The 18638-nt window shown below is 47.4% G+C and carries 16 protein-coding genes; 13 read left to right on the top strand and 3 right to left on the bottom strand.

What is annotated here, in order from left to right:
• The first annotated feature begins 49 nt into the window (after positions 1 to 49).
• The 7 genes from xylB (at position 50) to ARB69_RS20190 (ending at position 8719) form a co-directional block, all read left to right on the top strand.
• Positions 50 to 1528, top strand: a complete 1479-nt coding sequence (xylB, locus tag ARB69_RS20220) for a xylulokinase (RefSeq protein WP_055154842.1) — start codon at positions 50 to 52, stop codon at positions 1526 to 1528.
• A 77-nt stretch (positions 1529 to 1605) separates the two neighbouring features.
• Complete coding sequence (locus ARB69_RS20215) at positions 1606 to 2631, top strand: GntR family transcriptional regulator (RefSeq protein WP_055154841.1); 1026 nt, start codon at positions 1606 to 1608, stop codon at positions 2629 to 2631.
• 130 nt (positions 2632 to 2761) lie between these two features.
• Positions 2762 to 3778, top strand: a complete 1017-nt coding sequence (locus ARB69_RS20210) for an alpha-hydroxy-acid oxidizing protein (protein WP_050642139.1) — start codon at positions 2762 to 2764, stop codon at positions 3776 to 3778.
• Positions 3779 to 3977: 199 nt separating this feature from the next.
• A complete protein-coding gene (nrdD, locus tag ARB69_RS20205; RefSeq protein ID WP_050642140.1) occupies positions 3978 to 6098 on the top strand; it encodes an anaerobic ribonucleoside-triphosphate reductase in 2121 nt (706 codons plus the stop codon).
• A gap of 1 nt (position 6099) precedes the next feature.
• Positions 6100 to 6591, top strand: a complete 492-nt coding sequence (gene nrdG / locus ARB69_RS20200; RefSeq protein WP_055154840.1) for an anaerobic ribonucleoside-triphosphate reductase activating protein — start codon at positions 6100 to 6102, stop codon at positions 6589 to 6591.
• 81 nt (positions 6592 to 6672) lie between these two features.
• Entirely contained in the window at positions 6673 to 7194 is a 522-nt protein-coding gene (locus tag ARB69_RS20195) for a deoxyuridine 5'-triphosphate nucleotidohydrolase (RefSeq protein ID WP_055154839.1), read from the top strand.
• Positions 7195 to 7351: 157 nt separating this feature from the next.
• Positions 7352 to 8719, top strand: a complete 1368-nt coding sequence (locus ARB69_RS20190) for a spore germination protein (protein WP_050642143.1) — start codon at positions 7352 to 7354, stop codon at positions 8717 to 8719.
• An 82-nt stretch (positions 8720 to 8801) separates the two neighbouring features.
• On the opposite strand, the gene ARB69_RS20185 is transcribed toward ARB69_RS20190, so the two are convergent.
• Positions 8802 to 9539 (bottom strand): type II CAAX endopeptidase family protein, encoded by a 738-nt coding sequence (locus ARB69_RS20185; RefSeq protein ID WP_157355700.1) that lies wholly within the window; start codon positions 9537 to 9539, stop codon positions 8802 to 8804.
• A gap of 509 nt (positions 9540 to 10048) precedes the next feature.
• Between ARB69_RS20185 and ARB69_RS20180 the strand changes: the two genes are divergently transcribed.
• Positions 10049 to 11368: an MATE family efflux transporter gene (locus ARB69_RS20180; protein WP_050642768.1), complete on the top strand. Its 1320-nt coding sequence runs from the start codon at positions 10049 to 10051 to the stop codon at positions 11366 to 11368.
• A gap of 18 nt (positions 11369 to 11386) precedes the next feature.
• A complete protein-coding gene (locus ARB69_RS20175; RefSeq protein ID WP_055154837.1) occupies positions 11387 to 12250 on the top strand; it encodes a DegV family protein in 864 nt (287 codons plus the stop codon).
• 867 nt (positions 12251 to 13117) lie between these two features.
• On the opposite strand, the gene ARB69_RS20165 is transcribed toward ARB69_RS20175, so the two are convergent.
• Positions 13118 to 14476, bottom strand: coding sequence for a sodium-dependent transporter (locus ARB69_RS20165; protein WP_050642147.1), 1359 nt, complete (start codon positions 14474 to 14476; stop codon positions 13118 to 13120).
• Positions 14477 to 14564: 88 nt separating this feature from the next.
• Positions 14565 to 15911: a sodium-dependent transporter gene (locus ARB69_RS20160; RefSeq protein WP_055154835.1), complete on the bottom strand. Its 1347-nt coding sequence runs from the start codon at positions 15909 to 15911 to the stop codon at positions 14565 to 14567.
• A gap of 342 nt (positions 15912 to 16253) precedes the next feature.
• On the opposite strand from ARB69_RS20160, the gene infC reads away from it, so the two are divergent.
• From infC to ARB69_RS20140, 4 genes are all read left to right on the top strand, one after another.
• Positions 16254 to 16748: a translation initiation factor IF-3 gene (gene infC / locus ARB69_RS20155; protein ID WP_025657354.1), complete on the top strand. Its 495-nt coding sequence runs from the start codon at positions 16254 to 16256 to the stop codon at positions 16746 to 16748.
• A gap of 61 nt (positions 16749 to 16809) precedes the next feature.
• Positions 16810 to 17007, top strand: coding sequence for a 50S ribosomal protein L35 (gene rpmI / locus ARB69_RS20150; RefSeq protein ID WP_009004123.1), 198 nt, complete (start codon positions 16810 to 16812; stop codon positions 17005 to 17007).
• A gap of 31 nt (positions 17008 to 17038) precedes the next feature.
• Positions 17039 to 17395, top strand: a complete 357-nt coding sequence (gene rplT, locus ARB69_RS20145; RefSeq protein WP_025657355.1) for a 50S ribosomal protein L20 — start codon at positions 17039 to 17041, stop codon at positions 17393 to 17395.
• An 88-nt stretch (positions 17396 to 17483) separates the two neighbouring features.
• On the top strand, positions 17484 to 18506 hold the full coding sequence (locus ARB69_RS20140) for a DUF2804 domain-containing protein (protein ID WP_055154834.1): 1023 nt from the start codon (positions 17484 to 17486) through the stop codon (positions 18504 to 18506).
• The last annotated feature ends 132 nt before the right edge of the window (positions 18507 to 18638 follow it).

Genomic DNA, 18638 nt, shown 5'->3' with positions numbered 1-18638 from the left:
AGGAGGTAACAGTTCAGACCTGTCTGAACGATTACAAAAGGAGGATCATATGCAGTATTATATAGGGATCGATCTGGGAACCTCCAGTGTAAAGTCTCTTCTTATGGAGGAAAATGGAAGGGCAGTGGAGACTGCACAGGAGGGGTATGAAATTATAAAACGGGAACAGCAGTATGCGGAGCAGGATATAGACCTGCTCTGTGATGCGGCCCTGCGTACGGTCAGGACACTGCTGGAGAAACATCCGGATGCGGGAGAGTGTATCAAAGGCGTGGGTTTTTCCGGACAAATGCACGGCCTGGTTGTAATTGGCAGAGACGGAAAACCCCTGAGAAATGCGATTATATGGGCCGATCAGCGCTCGCAGGAGGAGATTCAGAATCTATACTCCATCATACCAAAGGCGGAATATCACCAAATCTCGCTGAATTCCGTGAGCACCGGTTTTTTAATCAGCTCGCTGATGTGGGTGAAAGCGCATGAGCCGGAAGTCTATAATTCGATTGATAAGGTGATGCTGCCCAAGGACTATCTGCGTTACAGAATGTGCAAAGAACTGGGCACGGATATGTCCGATGCCTCCAGCACCGTTATTTTTGACACAAAAAACAGGCACTGGGCCTGGGATTTCATAGACCGGCTGGGATTGGAGAGAGACTACTTCGTACCGTGCCGCGAAGCCTATGAGACGGCAGGGGAATCAACTGCTGCGTGCGAGAGACTGACGGGACTGAAGGCAGGAACAAAGATCGTATATGGCGGAGGCGACAGCCTGATGCAGGCTGTGGGAAATGGAATTATATCACCGGGAACTTTATCGGCCAATATCGGGACGGCCAGCCAGCTGGCTTGTGCGGTCCGTACACCGTTGTATGACAAACTTTACAGGACAAACACATTTTGTCATGTACGAGAAGACAGATGGATGCTCATGGGTGCAAATCTGAGCGGAGGCGTGGCTTTGAAGTGGCTGATGAAAAATATTCTGGATATGCAGTCCTTCGATGAGATGACAGCCCTGGCTGAGACAGTTCCCGCCGGGAGCAGAGGCATTCTCTTTCTCCCCTATCTGAGCGGAGAGCGAACACCCTATAATGATCCGGATGCAAAAGGCATCTATCATGGCCTGACACTGAGCCATACTAAGGCAGAACTGATACGCAGCACAATGGAGGGGATTATCTTCGGACTGAAAAATTCTTTGGAAATCTTTCAGGATATGGGCGTTGAGTTTCAGCGTATCCTTGCATCCGGGGGCGGGGCAAGAGGCCGCCTCTTCCGGCAGATCCAGGCGGATATGTTCGGAAAAGAAATCTATACAAGCCTGATTCAGGAACAGGCTTGTATGGGGGCTGCCATCACGGCAGCAGTGGGCACGGGCGGCTATGCGTCATTTGAGGAGGCATGCGGCCGGATCGTCCGGCTCAGCAGCGATGTTGTGGTTCCGGATCCGGAAAATCAGAAAGTCTATGAGGAAAGATATCAGATCTATAAAGAGCTGTATCCCAGAAATAAAGAGCTGTTTTAACAATTTTCAGAATCAGGGGCAGAAAACAGGAATTTCCGGTATTGCATCGAAAATGCAGAAGGGCTATAATTGTTTGCATGAGTGAAGAAAATTTATACATCAACGTAAAAAACAGAATATGTGACATGATCTTTAACGGAACCTACCAGGAAGGGGAGCGGATACCTTCCGAACGCATACTGGCGGAGACCCTGGATGTGAGCCGGGTGACTGTGCGGAAGTCGCTGGACCTTTTGGAAAGTGAGCATCTGATTGTCAGGGAAGTCGGAAGCGGGACGAGAGTCTGTTTCCATAATTATGGCACCGCCAGCAGTATGGATATGATCGTACTGATAGCCCCTGCTAAGAATCCGTTTTTTGCAGAGTTTATCGCACATTTCCAGACCTATGCGGAACAGGAGGGATCCATGCTTCTCTATGTGGAAAAGCCGCGCACGGAAACCCTGGAGAACTGTCTCTACCGCCTTTATAAGCGGGGGCTTCAGAACACGGTGATATGGCTGGAAGATCTGCCGGTGGACATGGAAAAGCTGAAACGCCTCCGTGCGCTGGGCATGAACATGGTTTTCTTTGATACAGACAAAGGTCTTCCTTTCGCGGACTGTGTAGCGCTGGATAATGACGAGGCAGTGCGTACGCTCTGCGGTGAGCTGCAAAAAGAGGGCTGCAGGGACATCCGTTATGCAGGCTGGGACCGCCGGGACATATACAGCATCGCATGCCGTGAAGCGGCATGTCTGAAAGAAACAGGTGAAGAGGTACCTTTTCTTCATCTTCCGTGGGAATGCAGGCACAATGTAAGTGAATTTGTCCTGAATTATCTAAGGAGTTACAACAAACCCCTGCCTGACGCCATTGTCTGCGGTGACCGGGAAATCGCGGCGGCCGTGTCCTATTCGGTCCGGCGGCTGAAGGCGGTGCAGACCAAGGTGGCGGGGATTGATGATTTCCCGGAGGCCGGGAGGAGGCAGGTTGTCACATACAGGCAGAACCTGGAGGAGAGCGTGAAACAGATTTTTTACTGTCTGGCTATGCAGAACCAGAAACAGATTGAGTGGAAGGCAGCGCTCTGTAAGGTGGAAGGAACGCTCACTTGTTATTGATGAATAAATCCAGAAGTGCTATACTATAACGTGTTTGAAAATTCGTACCCGCAGGGCATTGCGCAGCATATGCTCTGCGGGTGTCTCTGCGGATGGCCGCAGAATTCTATCAGAATGGGAGAAAATGAATATGGAGTACAGTGAAGTAATCAAAAATGCAAGATCATGTATGGGCCCTTACTGCAAGGCATGTAATATCTGTAATGGAGCTGCCTGCAGAAATACAATGCCGGGACCGGGCTCCAAAGGAGTCGGTGACCTCGCAGCACGAAATTACCAGAAATGGCAGGAGATCCGTATCAATATGGATACCCTCTGTGAGCAGAAGCAGGTGAAGACAGAGACCGAATTGTTCGGAAAAGAATTCTCCGCCCCGTTTTTTGCCGGCCCGGTGGGCGCTGTGAAGCTGCACTACGGCGATAAATATTCGGATCAAGAGTATAATGATATATTGGTTTCCGCCTGTGCACAGAATGGAATAGCGGCGTTTACGGGGGATGGGACAGATTATAATGTCATGATAGAAGCCACAAAAGCGATCACGAAACTTGACGGCATGGGCATTCCCACTGTTAAACCGTGGGATATGGGAACAATCAGAGAAAAGATGGAGCTTGTGAAGAAGTCAGGTGCATTTGCGGTGGCAATGGATATCGATGCGGCCGGTCTTCCTTTTTTGCAGAATCTGAATCCTCCTGCAGGAAGCAAGTCTGTGGAAGAATTGAAAGAGATCGTGAAGATTGCAGAGATCCCGTTTATCTTAAAGGGCATTATGACGCCCAGGGCTGCTCTTAAGGCAAAGGAAGCCGGAGTCCGGGGGATCGTCGTATCCAACCATGGGGGACGCGTGCTGGATCAGTGCCCGGCGACGGCGGAGGTCCTGCCGTCTATTGCCGAAGCAGTGAAGGGGGACATGACGATTTTTGTTGACGGTGGAATCCGGACAGGGATCGATGTATTTAAAGCACTTGCACTCGGGGCAGACGCCGTCCTGATTGCCCGTCCGTTCGTGACCGCGGTATACGGCGGGGAGGAAGACGGTGTCAAAGCGTATATCAACAGGATTGAAGCAGAACTAAAAGATACCATGTCTATGTGCGGGGCGTTCACTCTTTCAGATATCCGGCGTGATATGATCTGGAACTAAACATTGTTTCCAGAAGTTACCAGTTTATTTTTTAACAAAATTTCATTCGTTATGCTCCTCCTTTTTTGTGAAAGATTTTGTATTGACGATGCAGGCTGTATGGTGGTAGTATTGTTTGTACGGCACAGGATATAGTTTGCGAATTGCGCAGTGAATACTAAATATAGAATAAATGACAACAGGAAAGGAAGAAGACAGCATGATGCATGTAGTAAAAAAGGACGGAACAAAAGAAGATTTTAACGTGCATAAAGTGGTTGTTGCGGTGAACAAATCGGCCTACCGCGCACTCATCAAGTTTACGGATGAAGAACTGGATTATATCTGCCGCTTTGTGGAAGAAAAGGTACAGTCCATGGCTATAACGGACATCCCGATCGCTGAGATGCACAATGTAGTGGAGGGAGCGCTGGAGAAAGTGAATCCGGTCGTTGCGAAGAGCTACAGGGATTACCGGAATTATAAGCAGGATTTTGTACAGATGCTGGACGAGGTTTATAAAAAGAGCCAGTCCATTATGTACATTGGAGACAAAGAGAACAGCAATACAGACAGCGCCCTTGTTTCCACAAAAAGAAGCCTGATTTTCAACGAGCTGAATAAGGAGTTATATAAGAAGTTTTTCCTGACCGTTGAGGAGATACAGGCGATCAGGGAAGGATACATCTACATACATGATATGTCTGCCAGAAGAGACACCATGAACTGCTGCCTCTTTGACGTGAAGAGCGTGTTAAACGGCGGGTTTGAGATGGGAAATCTCTGGTACAATGAGCCAAAGACACTGGATACGGCTTTTGATGTGATCGGAGACATCGTGCTCAGCGCCGCAAGCCAGCAGTACGGCGGTTTCACAGTGCCGAGTGTGGACGAGATCCTGGAGCCCTACGCGGAAAAATCACACAATAAACTGATTGAAAAGTATAGAAATCTGGGGCTTCCTGAGGATAAAGTGCAGGAAGTTGCCTGGAAGGATCTTGAAAAAGAGATGGAGCAAGGTTTCCAGGGATGGGAATATAAGTTTAATTCCGTATCCTCAAGCAGGGGGGACTACCCGTTCATCACCGTGAGCGCGGGTACACGAACCAGCGAATACGGGAAACTTGCCACAAAGAAGATGCTGGAAGTCCGCCGGAAAGGGCAGGGAAAAGAGGGGCATAAAAAGCCAGTGCTGTTCCCGAAGATTGTATTTCTATACGATGAGAACCTGCACGGGCCGGGAAAACCGCTGGAGGATGTTTTTGAAGCGGGGATTGAATGTTCCAGAAAGACGATGTATCCCGACTGGCTCAGCCTGACAGGCGAGGGATATGTTCCAAGTATCTATAAAAAATATGGCAAGATCATCAGCCCGATGGGCTGCCGCGCATTTCTGTCACCCTGGTATGAAAGAGGAGGAATGGAACCGGCCGATGAGAACGATTCACCGGTGTTTGTGGGACGGTTCAATATCGGAGCCATCAGCCTGCATCTGCCGATGATTTATGCAAAGGCACAGCAAGAGAGCAGAACCTTCCATGATGTGCTGGATTATTATATGAACCTGATCAGAAGGCTTCATCAAAGGACTTACGCTTATCTGGGAGAGATGAAGGCGTCCACGAATCCGCTCGCATACTGTGAAGGCGGCTTCTATGGCGGACATCTGGGACTGTATGATAAGATCAAGCCACTGTTAAAATCTGCCACCGCATCATTTGGCATAACTGCCCTGAATGAACTGCAGCAGATCCATAACAAGAAGTCTCTTGCAGAAGACGGTGCATTTGCGCTGGAAACATTAAATTACATTAATGATAAGGTCAATGAATTCAAAAAAGAAGACGGGCATCTGTACGCCATTTACGGAACGCCGGCAGAGAATCTCTGTGGGGTGCAGGTACAGCAGTTCCGTAAAAAATACGGAATTATTGAAAATGTTTCTGACAGGGAATATGTAAGCAACAGCTTCCACTGCCATGTCAGCGAAGAGATCACTCCGATTGAGAAGCAGGATCTGGAGGGACGCTTCTGGAATCTGAGCAACGGCGGTAAGATTCAGTATGTGAAGTATCCCATCAGCTACAATACGGAAGCAGTGAAGGCGCTGGTCAGAAGAGCGATGGCAAAAGGATACTACGAGGGCGTCAATCTGTCCTTATCTTACTGCGATGACTGCGGCCATGAAGAACTGGATATGGATGTGTGCCCGGTGTGCGGAAGTAAGAATCTGACCAAGATAGACCGGATGAACGGTTATTTATCATACTCCAGAGTGAAAGGCGACACAAGACTTAATGATGCCAAGATGGCGGAGATTGCGGAAAGGAAAAGTATGTAACATGCAGTATCACAATATTACAAAAGATGATATGCTTAACGGTGATGGACTGCGGGTCGTCCTGTGGACAGCGGGCTGTTCACACGGATGCAGGGAATGCCACAATCCTGTTACATGGGACCCGGACGGCGGGCTCCCCTTTGAAGAAGAAGCAAAGCAGGAATTATTTGAACAGCTGGAAAAAGATTATATCAGCGGTATTACATACAGCGGGGGAGATCCGCTGTTTCCTGCCAGCAGGGAATGTATTACAGCGCTAGCAAAAGAAATCCGTGCAAGATTTCCGGACAAAACCCAGTGGCTTTATACCGGTTTTGAATGGGAAGAGGTCAAAGACCTGCCTGTAATGCAATATCTGGATGTTATCGTAGATGGAAAGTTTGAAATCGACCAAAAGGACACGCAGCTGCACTGGAAGGGCAGTGCAAACCAGAAAGTGATTGACGTTCAGGAAAGCCTGAAAAAGCAGCAGATTGTGCTGCACGACTCATAACCAAAGGGCGCCGCGCAATACATATGCAGCGGCGGGGGCTGCGGCAGAGCAGCAGATTAAGGTTAACAAAGGAGAAAGAACATGCAGAGAATTGCCAAGTTTCATAAAGTGAGCCTGGAGCAGTTTAAAAAAGACTGGATCGATACATTCGGACTGGAAGACGAAGCAGATATCCAGGAAATATATGACGGAATCAAGCTGCCAAGAAGAGCGACAGCAGGTTCTGCGGGCTATGATTTTTATGCCCCTGTCCGCCTGGTGCTGGAGCCGGGACAGACGATCAAGGTTCCTACTGGTATCCGTGCAGAGATGGAGAACTCCTGGGTTCTCAAGTGTTATCCGAGAAGTGGCCTGGGTTTCAAATATAGGCTGCAATTGAATAATACGGTAGGAATTATAGACAGCGATTACTTCTACTCTGATAATGAAGGACATATTTTTTCAAAGATAACGAATGATACGAAGGAAGAAAAAGTTGTCGATATAGGCAGAGGTGAAGGCTTCATGCAGGGGATCTTCATCGAATACGGCATTACTGTCGACGATGATGCCACAGAGACCAGGAACGGGGGTTTTGGAAGTACAACAAAGCAAAGTCTTTGATAAAAAAGCAGATATCAAGAGCACGTTTTATGATGGGAGACCATTTCATAGGACGTGCTCTTTTTAATCGATTGCATAATTCAGGAAGAACCGGGGATTCTAACCATAGAGATTATCTGTTTCCAAAGGACAGTAAAAGAGAAAGGGTAGAGATTCCATGATTGAGAAAAATACGAAAAAAGTCAGTAGCTCCTTCCAGGAAAATATAGAATATATGAATCAGGTTCTGCCGGTTCAGGAAAGCTTTGATGTGATTCAGCGGGATATGCTTATCGGCGGAAAAAAGGCAAGCTTTTATTTTATAGACGGATTTACCAAGGATGAGACCATGCTGAAGATCATGACATCGTTTTTCGGTCTTCAAGCAGATGCTATGCCTGAGGATGCTACCTCATTTGCCCAGCAATGCATCCCATATGTGGAGGTTGACATCATTGGAGACTTTGACCAGGTATTGCGGAACATTTTGTCAGGGGTTACGTGCCTGTTCATTGACGGATATGAGGTGTGCATTGCAATCGACTGCCGCACTTATCCGGCCAGAAGCGTTGAGGAACCGGAGAAGGATAAGTCCCTCAGAGGTTCAAGGGACGGATTTGTAGAGACAATCGTGTTCAATACAGCCCTGATGCGCAGGCGTATCCGCGATCCGCACCTGATTATGGAGATGGTGGAGGCCGGTCAGACAAGCAGAACAGATATATCGCTCTGTTACATGTCTGACCGTGTGGATCAGGAACTGCTTAAGAATGTACAGGAGAGAATCAAGAACCTAGAGCTGGACGATTTGAGGATGAACACGCAGAGCCTGGCAGATGCCATGTTTAAGCGAAAATGGTTCAATCCATTTCCAAAATTCAAGTTTACGGAGCGGCCGGATACAGCAGCAGCGTGCCTGCTGGAGGGAAAGGTTGTAATACTGGTGGACAATTCGCCTTCCGCGATGATACTGCCCACTTCTATATTTGATATGATAGAGGAGGCAAATGATTACTATTTTCCTACGCTTACGGGGGTTTACCTCAAAATATCCCGGGCGCTGATCACCATACTCACGGTGTTTCTGACTCCTGTTTTTCTGTTGTTTATGCAGAACCCGAACTGGCTGCCGGACGTGTTTGCGTTTGTTGCGGTAAAAGATACGGTCAACATTCCGTTAATATTCCAGCTATTGATACTGGAACTATCGATTGACGGCTTGCGGCTTGCGGCCCTGAATACGCCGAGTATGCTCAGCACGCCGCTCAGTGTAATAGCGGGTCTTGTCATGGGAGAATTCTCGGTAAAGTCTGGCTGGTTTAATTCGGAGGTGATGCTCTATATGGCCTTTGTTGCGGTAGCAAACTATACGCAGCCCAACTTTGAACTGGGGTATGCGCTAAAATTCATGCGGCTTTTACTGCTGATACTGACTGCCTGCTTCAACGCCGTTGGATTTGTGATCGGATGCATTCTGATCGTATGCTTCCTGGCATTTAATAAGACGTTATCCGGAAGAAACTATCTAAATATAAAACTTCAGTAGCAGAATCAGCGGTAAAGCATCCTGAAAATCAATGCCCTGTTCTTCCCAAAGCAATATGGGAAGGACAGGGCATGCCGTTTTTTCATCTTTGCGCTGTCTCTCTCATATCAGCTCCCTTTTTATACAGGCGCAGCCCGGCGGCTGTCAGAAGAACCGCCGCAGCTGCCACCATAATAAAGAGAAGGGGGCTGCTTGTGTAAACAACTAAAAAGTTCAGATAGCTGCCGAATAGATTGAACAGGATATGAAACAGAATAGCAGGATAGATGCTTCTCCCTAATTTTAAAATGCATCCCAAAATAATTCCTATTAAAAATGCATAAATCCCCTGTATCAGATTCATATGATAGACGCCAAAGAGAACTGCCTGTAACAAATTGGCGGCCCAGAAAGGGAGTGCCTTCCGGGAAAAATGAAGCATCAGTCCACGGAAAATCAGTTCTTCACAGACAGGCGCAAGAATTACAGCGTAGACGGTCAGAAGCACCGTCATATCGTTCATGCCGGCGCTCTCAAACAGCTGGTTATAGCTTTCGTACCAGTCAGGCCGGAAATTAGCCACCACAATAATCAGATATGAAGCAATGTACTGCATGGAAACCATCAGGATGAAACACGCCAGCAGCATCCTGGCGTTGAAAATCTGTCCCGGCCGGCGCTTCCGCATCCCTTTGGGAACCGCTGCGATGCGATACCAGGTTCCAAGAAGCAGGATGGTCACCGCGCTGTATAAGAGCATAATTTTAGTATTAAAACCGGAATCGAGTAAGATGTTCCCAAACGCGTATATGTCAAAACCCCCTGAAGAAAATAAATACATATAAAGAGCCTCGAATAAGGAGCAGATCAGACTGGATAAGATCTGGATTGCGAATGCAGCTGCCAGCGGAAGCAGCGCCATAAGAAAGTAACCGGCCTTTTTGAGTATGTTTTTAATTAGAATCGACCTCCTTTTAAAGCAAATCTTAAAATTGATTCATACTGTATACCCAAAGGGCATCCCGTAACACATACCCCTTCGGGTATAAAAAAGACTGTTGTTTTAGATTTCAGTATATCACAGGTAAATAAGAAGTTCCATATAGAATCCGGAATGTTAGTGTGTTATACTATATTCATTGTTCCGGTTTACAGCACAGCTTCACAACCGGAATCGGCCTGGCCCTATAAAGCCGGTTTGAAGGGGCAGGGTTATATAGAAAATTAAGTGAAGAAAAGAGGTAGTTTTAGTTGGAAGAGAACAGGGAAATTGAAAAAGCAGATAGTGCGGGAAATCCGGGAAAGGATGAGAGACTGGGCAGTGCGCCGCTTGGAAAATTGATCGCCGAGATGGCGGTTCCGGCAGTGGCAGCCCAGATTATCAATGTACTCTACAATATCGTAGACCGTATTTATATAGGGCATATTCATGGTTACGGCGACATGGCGCTGACAGGAGTGGGGGTAACCTTTCCGATTCTAATGGTGATCGCGGCCTTCAGTGCATTTGCAGGCATGGGTGGCGCACCGCTGGCATCCATACAGCTGGGAAAGAAAAATTACGAAGGTGCCGAAAAGATTCTGGGTAATTGCGTAGGATTGCTGCTGATTTTTTCGGTGATTCTGACAGTCGGATTTTTGATATTCAAGACTCCCATACTATATGCATTTGGCGCCAGCGATACAACCATAGTCTATGCGGAACAGTACATAAGTATTTATTTGATCGGAACCATATTTGTACAGTTCGCCGTGGGGCTTAATACGTTTATTAGCGGACAGGGGAACGCCAGGATCGCCATGTTTTCCGTGCTGATCGGGGCCGTGATTAACATCGTGCTGGATCCTATCCTGATCTTTGCAGCAGGAATGGGCGTACGGGGCGCGGCGCTGGCGACCATCATTTCCCAGGCGGTAAGCGCCCTCTGGGTGATATGGTTTCTGACTTCAAAGAAAAGCGTCATCCGTATCCGCAGAAAGTATATCCGCCTGAATGCGAAAACAGTGGGGAGCATAGCGGCGCTCGGCGTATCTCCTTTTATCATGCAGAGCACGGAGAGCCTGGTTATGATTACCCTGAATTCGGGGCTTCAGAAATATGGAGGAGATCTGTACGTGGGCACCATGTCCATTATGTCGAGCATCATGCAGCTGATCGTAATTCCCGTGCAGGGTGCGGCCCAGGGAGTACAGCCGATCATGAGCTATAATTACGGCGCCGGCAAACTGGAAAGGGTAAGAGGTGCTTTTGCACGTATGGTTGTGATATGTTTGACTGCCACGGTTGTATTGGCCGGACTTGCCGTCATAAAGCCGGCAATATATGCCAGACTGTTTACAAGCAATCAGGAATTGATCGCGCTGACCTGTAAGGTAATGCCGGTATATTTCCTGGGAATCACGGTGTTTGGAATCCAGATGGCATGCCAGACCACATTCCTGGCGCTGGGCCAGGCAAAAGTCTCGCTGATCATTGCACTTTTGCGTAAGGTGATTCTGCTGATACCACTTGCTATTATCCTTCCGAAGTTCATGGGAGTCATGGGAATCTACAGAGCCGAACCGATAGCTGATTTTACTTCCGTGGCTGTTTCAGTGCTTCTCTTTTTCCTCACGGCCAAAAAGATTTTGCGTTCCGACGAAAAAAATGATATGATAGGAAAAGCTTAAATTACAGGAGGGAAGGATATGAGAGAATTTATAGTTACAGTTAACAGTACGGTAGACTTGCCAAGGGAATGGGTAGAAGAGAGGAATGTACCGGTTGTTCCTTTAAAATATACAATCGACGGCGAAACCTATACAGATATGTATGGTCTCACCAGCAAAGAATTTTTTGCAAAGTTGAGAGAAGGGCATATGTCCGTGACCTCCCAGGTGAATCCGGATGAGGCCAAGGCAGCCCTGGAGACATATTTAAAAGAAGGAAAAGACATACTCCACCTGGGATTTTCATCAGGCCTCAGCGGCACATACAACAGCATGAGGATTGCAGGGGAAGAGCTGGCCGAAAAGTATCCGGAAGCCAAGGTCATCATCATAGACACGCTCTGCGCATGTCTGGGAGAAGGCCTTCTCCTCTACAAAGTGCTGCAGCAGAAAGATGCAGGCAGAAGCATCGATGAGATCGCACGGTGGGTAGAAGAGAATAAGCTGCATATCTGCCACAACGTAACCGTAGACGACCTGCATCATCTGCACAAAGGCGGACGCGTATCAAAAGCCACGGCAATCGTAGGCACCATGGTCAAGATCAAGCCGATCATCCACGTAGACAACGAAGGCAAGCTGCAGGTAATCGCAAAAGAGCGGGGCCGCAAGCGTTCACTGAACAAGATCGTTGAAATGGCCGCAGAGAGAGCAAAGGGCTGGGACAACGACATTGTCATGGTCACACACGGAGACTGCATCGAAGAAGCAGAATACGTGGCGGAACTGGCCAAAGAAAAACTTGGAGCCAAGGAAGTCCTGATCAACAACATCGGAACCGTAATTGGAAGCCATACAGGACCTGGAGTCGTAGCCATCTTCTACATGGGGGAAGAGCGGTAGTGTGAGGGGGTGTGGCTGGTATGGGGACGCCTGCCTGGAATGTGGAGCGGGATGTCCCGGGATAAAAAAGGATGGGGGCTGGATGCGTAGAGACCGCGGTTAGAAGTCCTTACGTAAAAGAAACCGTCCATGAGGGATGGGAAGTGATTTTCCAAAATCACTTCCCAGTACAACATGCAACGGGAAAGCATCAGGCTTTCCCGTTGCATGTTGTACGTGCCCTCATGGACGGTTTCTTTTGCGTTAGTACTTCTCCGCGGACGGGTCGCATCCAGCCCCCATCCTTTTTTATCCCGGGACATCCCGCTCCACATTCCAGGCAGGCTGGACGCATCAAGGCAGATCAATCCTCACCCCTGGTGGGGCTCTGAGACGGGTGCAGTGGATCTTTTTTGGGTACACGTAACATAATTATGCCGGTAATCTATGTCGATGTCTATGTTAATTTATAAACAACTGGCATAATTTGTGTTACGTGTACCCAAAAAAGATCCACTGCACCCGTCTATGCCCACCCTCTAGGGAATGGTCTGTCTTCCGGCAGGATGCGCCCAGCTAAGTGAAAGAAGGGCATGGGGGACGGCGGGGGTATGTATGCCGTATCAGATGGCTCAAAGTGCGTGTTAGAAGCCGTTAGAGAAAAAACAGGGAACATGGAGGGCAGAATTTGTTTTACCAAAACAAATTCTGTTGCCGCCGGCGGCGCGAATGCATCGGCATTCGGGCCAACTGCGGCAAGTACCTCCATGTTCCCTGTTTTTTCTCTTACGGCTTCTTCACAAACGGCCGCCAACTGAAACGGCATACATACCCCCGCCGTCCCCCATGCCCTTCTTTCACTTAGCGCCCCTTCTGGATCTCCCTCCCCTAGAGACTCATAATCCCTAAGGCATTCATTACGGAGCTGATCAGGATAAGCACCAGTAAGATAGGCGCGATCCATTTTATCATGATTGTAAAAAGTTTTTTACTCTTAAAGGCTGCGCCTTCTGCGGACGCCTCTTCGATGATGGTTTTGGGTTTGATGAAAAAACCAACAAAGATACAGGTGAAGAGCGCTACGATCGGCATTAGGACGCTGTTACTCATAAAGTCCCAGAAGTCCAGTATGGACATTCCGATTGGCTGGATGAAATCCCAGACTCCGAATCCGAGGGAGGAAGGGATTCCCATCAGCAGTACGTAGATTACTACGATGATACAAGTGAATTTTCTTTTCCATTTGAACCGGTCCATCAGGATGGAGACGATTGTTTCCATCAAGGAAATGGCTGAGGTTACTGCGGCAAAGAATACCAGTATAAAGAATACGGTTCCTACAAATCCTCCCATTGGCATGCTCGCAAATACTTTGGGCAGTGTAATGAACATCAGCCCTGGGCCTGCGCTGAGGGCGGACTGGTCCCCGCCGGAGAAGATAAATACGGCAGGAACGATCATGAGCCCGGCAAAGAATGCAATACCGGTATCGAATATTTCAATCTGCCGCACGGAGCCTTCCAGGCTGGTAGACTTTTTCATATAAGATCCATAAGTAATCATAATGCCCATTGCCAGTGACATGGAATAGAAGAGCTGCCCCATGGCCGCAAGCAACGTCTTGACCGAAAAGTCGGACATGTGGGGCATGATGTAATATTTGAGGCCTTCTATGGCTCCGTCCATTGTTAAAACGTAGATAGAGATCCCGATGGTGAGGACTACGAGTACCGGCATCAGGAACTTACTGACAGTTTCAATTCCCTTTTCAACACCTAAAATCACTACAACCGCCGTGAAAACAACGAATAATGCAAACCATAGTATGGGGCTCCTGACTCCGCCGATAAATGTGGTGAAATAGTCATCTCCTGCGGCTGCTTTTGTTCCCCCTGTTACAAACGTAGCAAAATACTTGATCACCCATCCGCCGATAACGGAATAGTAGGGTAGTATGATGATCGGTACCACAGCGGCCAGGACTCCGAGAAATCCAAAGCGTTTATCAAGCTTTTTAAAAGCTCCGATTGCACTCAGGCCTGTCTTGCGGCCGAGGGCAATTTCGGCAACCATAAGGGTAAAACCGAAAGTTATGGCTAGGATAATATAGCATAATAAAAATGTTCCTCCGCCATATTTGGCTACGAGATATGGGAAACGCCATATGTTTCCGAGACCTACAGCAGAACCGGCGGCAGCCAGAATAAAGCCGATTTTACTGGTGAAATTACTTCTGTTTTCGTTCATTTGATAAAAAAACCTCCTCATTTTGACCCGTAATATTAGACACTAATGGCTATATTATGACATGAAGCCCGGCTGTTGACAAGTGAAATTAACCAATTCCACCGTAAAAAATTCCAAGAATATATACAAGAACGGCAACACCGCAGAATACGTATTTGGTCATGGGCTCGAACCATTTGCCGACCATTTTCTTTCTGCCCGTCTGAACGGATTCCCGGGCAAAACCTCTGCGGCAGACCCAGAACATCGTGATTCCTGCCAGGAGGGCGCCGAGCGGAATAACATAGATTGATATGGTATCCATCCAGATGCTGAGCAGGTCACCTTCTACAAAGATACCGATGCCGAGTGTAACCACTCCGATGATGGCAATCGACTTTACACGGGAAAGTCCAAAACGGCTCTGCAGAGCTTCCACGGGGCTTTCCAGAAGGTTCATCAGGGAGGTAACCCCTGCACAGAGCACCGCAAAAAAGAATACCACGGCAAACAGGCGGCCGAAAGGAAGGCTCCTGATGACCGCCGGGATCGTAACAAACAGAAGCCCGGGACCGGAATCGGGAGACATGCCGTAAGCGAAAACTGCCGGGATAATAACGATTCCGGCCAGAAGCGCAGCCAGCGTATCAAAGACAGCCACATTTTTTGCACAGCTGATGATGTCCACGTCCTTTTTCAGGTAGCTTCCGTATACAACCGTGCCGCTGCCTGCAAGAGAAAGGGAGAAGAATGCCTGTCCCATTGCAAAAACCCAGGTCTTTGGATTGGCCATGGCTCCCCAGTCCGGTTTGAATAAATAAGCATACCCCGAAAAGGATCCTGGCAGCATGGCAACGCGTACTGCCAGAAAGATAAACAGTATAAAAAATGCAGGCATCATGACCTTATTGATTTTTTCGATTCCGTGTGAGATGCCAAAGGACATACAGACCAGGACAATCAAAAGCCCCAGAAAATGCCAGGGTATACTCCCGAAATCCTGCGCCAGCGCTCCGAAGACCTCTCCCGGTTCCCGGGAACCCAGAATGTCCCCTGTTATAGAAGAGAAAAGAAAACGCAGGATCCATCCGATGACAACACTGTATCCAATGGCAATCCCAAGGGAGCCGATGACTGGAATCAGCCCCACCAGGCTTCCAAGACCCGGTGCATTTCTCTGCGCGAATCCTTTTTTGAAAGCGCCCAACGGCCCGGACTGCATTGCGCGCCCGAAAGCCATCTCACCAATCACGCCGGTCAGGCCGATCAGCACAACAAACAGGATATAAGGAATTAAAAATGCAAATCCGCCGAATTCTCCGATTCGATAGGGAAAGAGCCAGATATTGGCCATGCCGACGGAACTCCCGATACAGGCAATGATAAATCCCCATTTATTTTTGAATTTGTCTTCTGACGGCTTGCTCTTTGCCCCATTTTGCTGTAAACTACTCATAGTTATTCCTCTTTTCTGTAAAAGTAGCAATATTATAACATAGTTTATCGGAAAAATTAAGAGGAAATCTATTGACATTCACCTGAAAATGTGATAGATTATAATCTGCGTGAGGCAAAAAATAAAGTAGAGTATCCACTCTCACCATAGCACAATCGGGTGACTATTGGTTTGATATTGAAACATTTACACGGTCATTGGCTGTGTATGTCAATATGCGGGTGGAGATGTTCACTCGTTTTTTTAATTTTATAGGAAATCAGATCCTATGAAACGGTTTGCTTTCGCGGAAGAACCTGAAGGAAATTCATTTGATGGAGGTATACAACAATTAGCGATTTAATGATTAATGAGCAGATCAGAGACAAAGAAGTTCGTCTGGTTAGTGAGGATGGGGAACAGTTAGGAATTATGTCATCCAGAGAGGCCCTGAAGATGGCCATGGATGCGGAACTTGATTTGGTGAAGATTGCACCGATGGCGAAACCGCCGGTCTGCAAGATTATTGATTATGGCAAATTTAAATACGAGCAGACACAAAAAGACAAGGAAGCTAAGAAAAAGCAGAAGACTGTTGAGTTAAAGGAAGTGCGTCTGTCACCTAATATCGATACGAATGACCTGAATACAAAGGTTAACAATGCAAAGAAGTTTATCGCAAAAGGTAACAAAGTCAAAGTGACACTGCGTTTCCGTGGAAGAGAGATGGCTCATATACAGCAGAGCAGACATGTTCTGGACGATTTTGCACGGATGCTTTCAGATATTGCGGTTATTGAGAAACCTGCAAAACTTGAAGGAAGAAGCATGAGCATAGTTTTAACTGAAAAACGTTAAAAATATATTATTACGGGTGTTTATACACTCAGTAAACGCACAATGAAGGAGGAAATACATCATGCCAAAAATCAAAACGAATAGAGCGGCAGCAAAGCGCTTCAAAGTAACAGGTACAGGGAAACTGAAAAGAAATAAAGCATATAAGAGCCATATCTTAACAAAGAAGTCTACAAAGAGAAAAAGAAATCTCAGACACCCGGCTATCACAGATGCTACAAATGTAAAAAACATGAAGAAAGTATTACCATATCTGTAAGATTTGGAAGTTGATGAAGGAGGATTAAGAAATGGCAAGAGTTAAAGGCGGTATGAACGCTAGAAAAAAACATAACAGAACCTTAAAGTTAGCAAAAGGATACAGAGGAGCACGTTCCAAACAGTACAGAGTTGCAAAACAGTCTGTAATGAGAGCGCTTACATCATCTTATGCAGGAAGAAAACAGCGCAAACGTCAGATGAGACAGTTATGGATCGCTCGTATCAATGCTGCAGCAAGAATGAATGGATTATCATACAGCAAGTTCATGCATGGACTGAAACTGGCTGAAGTGGATATGAATAGAAAGATGCTGGCTGAACTGGCAGTAAGCGACAAAGAAGGTTTCGCTACACTGGCAGAGGTTGCAAAAGCAAAGATTGCATAGTAAAATAATACTATGAAGCCCGAACCCCCTAGGGACTCGGGCTTTTTTCATTTTCTATGTGGGATTTGGATGGACAGGAGATGTTTGTATGAGAAATCATGAAGTTACAACAAAGCAGCCTTTATTAAATGAAGACGGAAGCCTGAGGGAACCAGGATGGTCCAGGCAGCTTATCCAGGAATATAACCGAAACCAGATTAGAGCGTCCAGGCTTCGGATCAAAGAATGGGATTATTATTTGGTGCTGAACCAGGACTTCGCAGTGGCATTTACGCTATCGGACGATGGGTATATAGGCCTTCAGTCAGTCTCTCTTCTGAATTTTAAAGGAGGATGGGAACACACGGAGACAATTCTAAATAAATTTCCCATGGGGAAGATGAAGATGCCATCCACTTCGTCAGAAGGAAATATCCGTTACAAAGATAAACGCCTGAAGATGGAATTCTGCGTGGAACCCGGAAAGCGGACGATTACCTGTGATTTCAAGGACTTCTGGGACGGAAAGCCTTTATACTGTGAGATAACACTTTCCCAGCCACCGATGGACACAATGGTTATCGCCACGCCCTGGAAGAACAAAAAGACGGCCTTTTATTACAACCAGAAAATAAACTGTATGCGTGCCGAAGGATCCGTGACGTTTGACGGAACCACCTACTGGTTCAGCCCGGAGACGGATTACGGAACCCTGGACTGGGGACGCGGCGTATGGACCTATGACAACCGCTGGTACTGGGGGTCAGGAAACGGAACCGTGGGAGGAAGGCCCTTTGGTTTTAATATAGGTTATGGATTCGGCGACACGTCTGCAGCAACGGAAAATATGCTGTTCTATGACGGCGTATGTCATAAGCTGGATGATGTAACATTTCACATTCCAAAGGATGATTACATGAAGCCCTGGCGTTTTACATCCAGCGATGGCAGGTTTGAGATGGACTTCGAGCCGGTATTGGATCGGGCGGCCAAAATATCAGCGTTGGTAATTGCCTCTGACCAGCATCAGGTCTTTGGAAAGATGAGCGGCAGGGCTGTACTGGATAACGGGATGTTTATCGAATTAAAAGACTTTATGTGCTTTGCGGAAGATGTGCATAATCGCTACTAAATCGGGATTTAGCGACGAGCTTTAGTTTCGGCGCGGATGGGGACGCTCCATAACGGGATAGCCGAAAACCTCCCGGAGAACATCCATGTCCTTTCAAAAACGCGGCCGCGGACCTAAGAAATTCTAGGCGGG

Origin of the sequence: Faecalicatena contorta (assembly GCF_001404335.1) — a bacterium.
GTDB classification, from domain to species: Bacteria; Bacillota; Clostridia; order Lachnospirales; family Lachnospiraceae; genus Faecalicatena; species Faecalicatena contortus_B.
The sequence above is the reverse complement of the archived record's forward strand: the minus strand, read 5'-3'. Positions and strand labels throughout refer to the sequence as shown.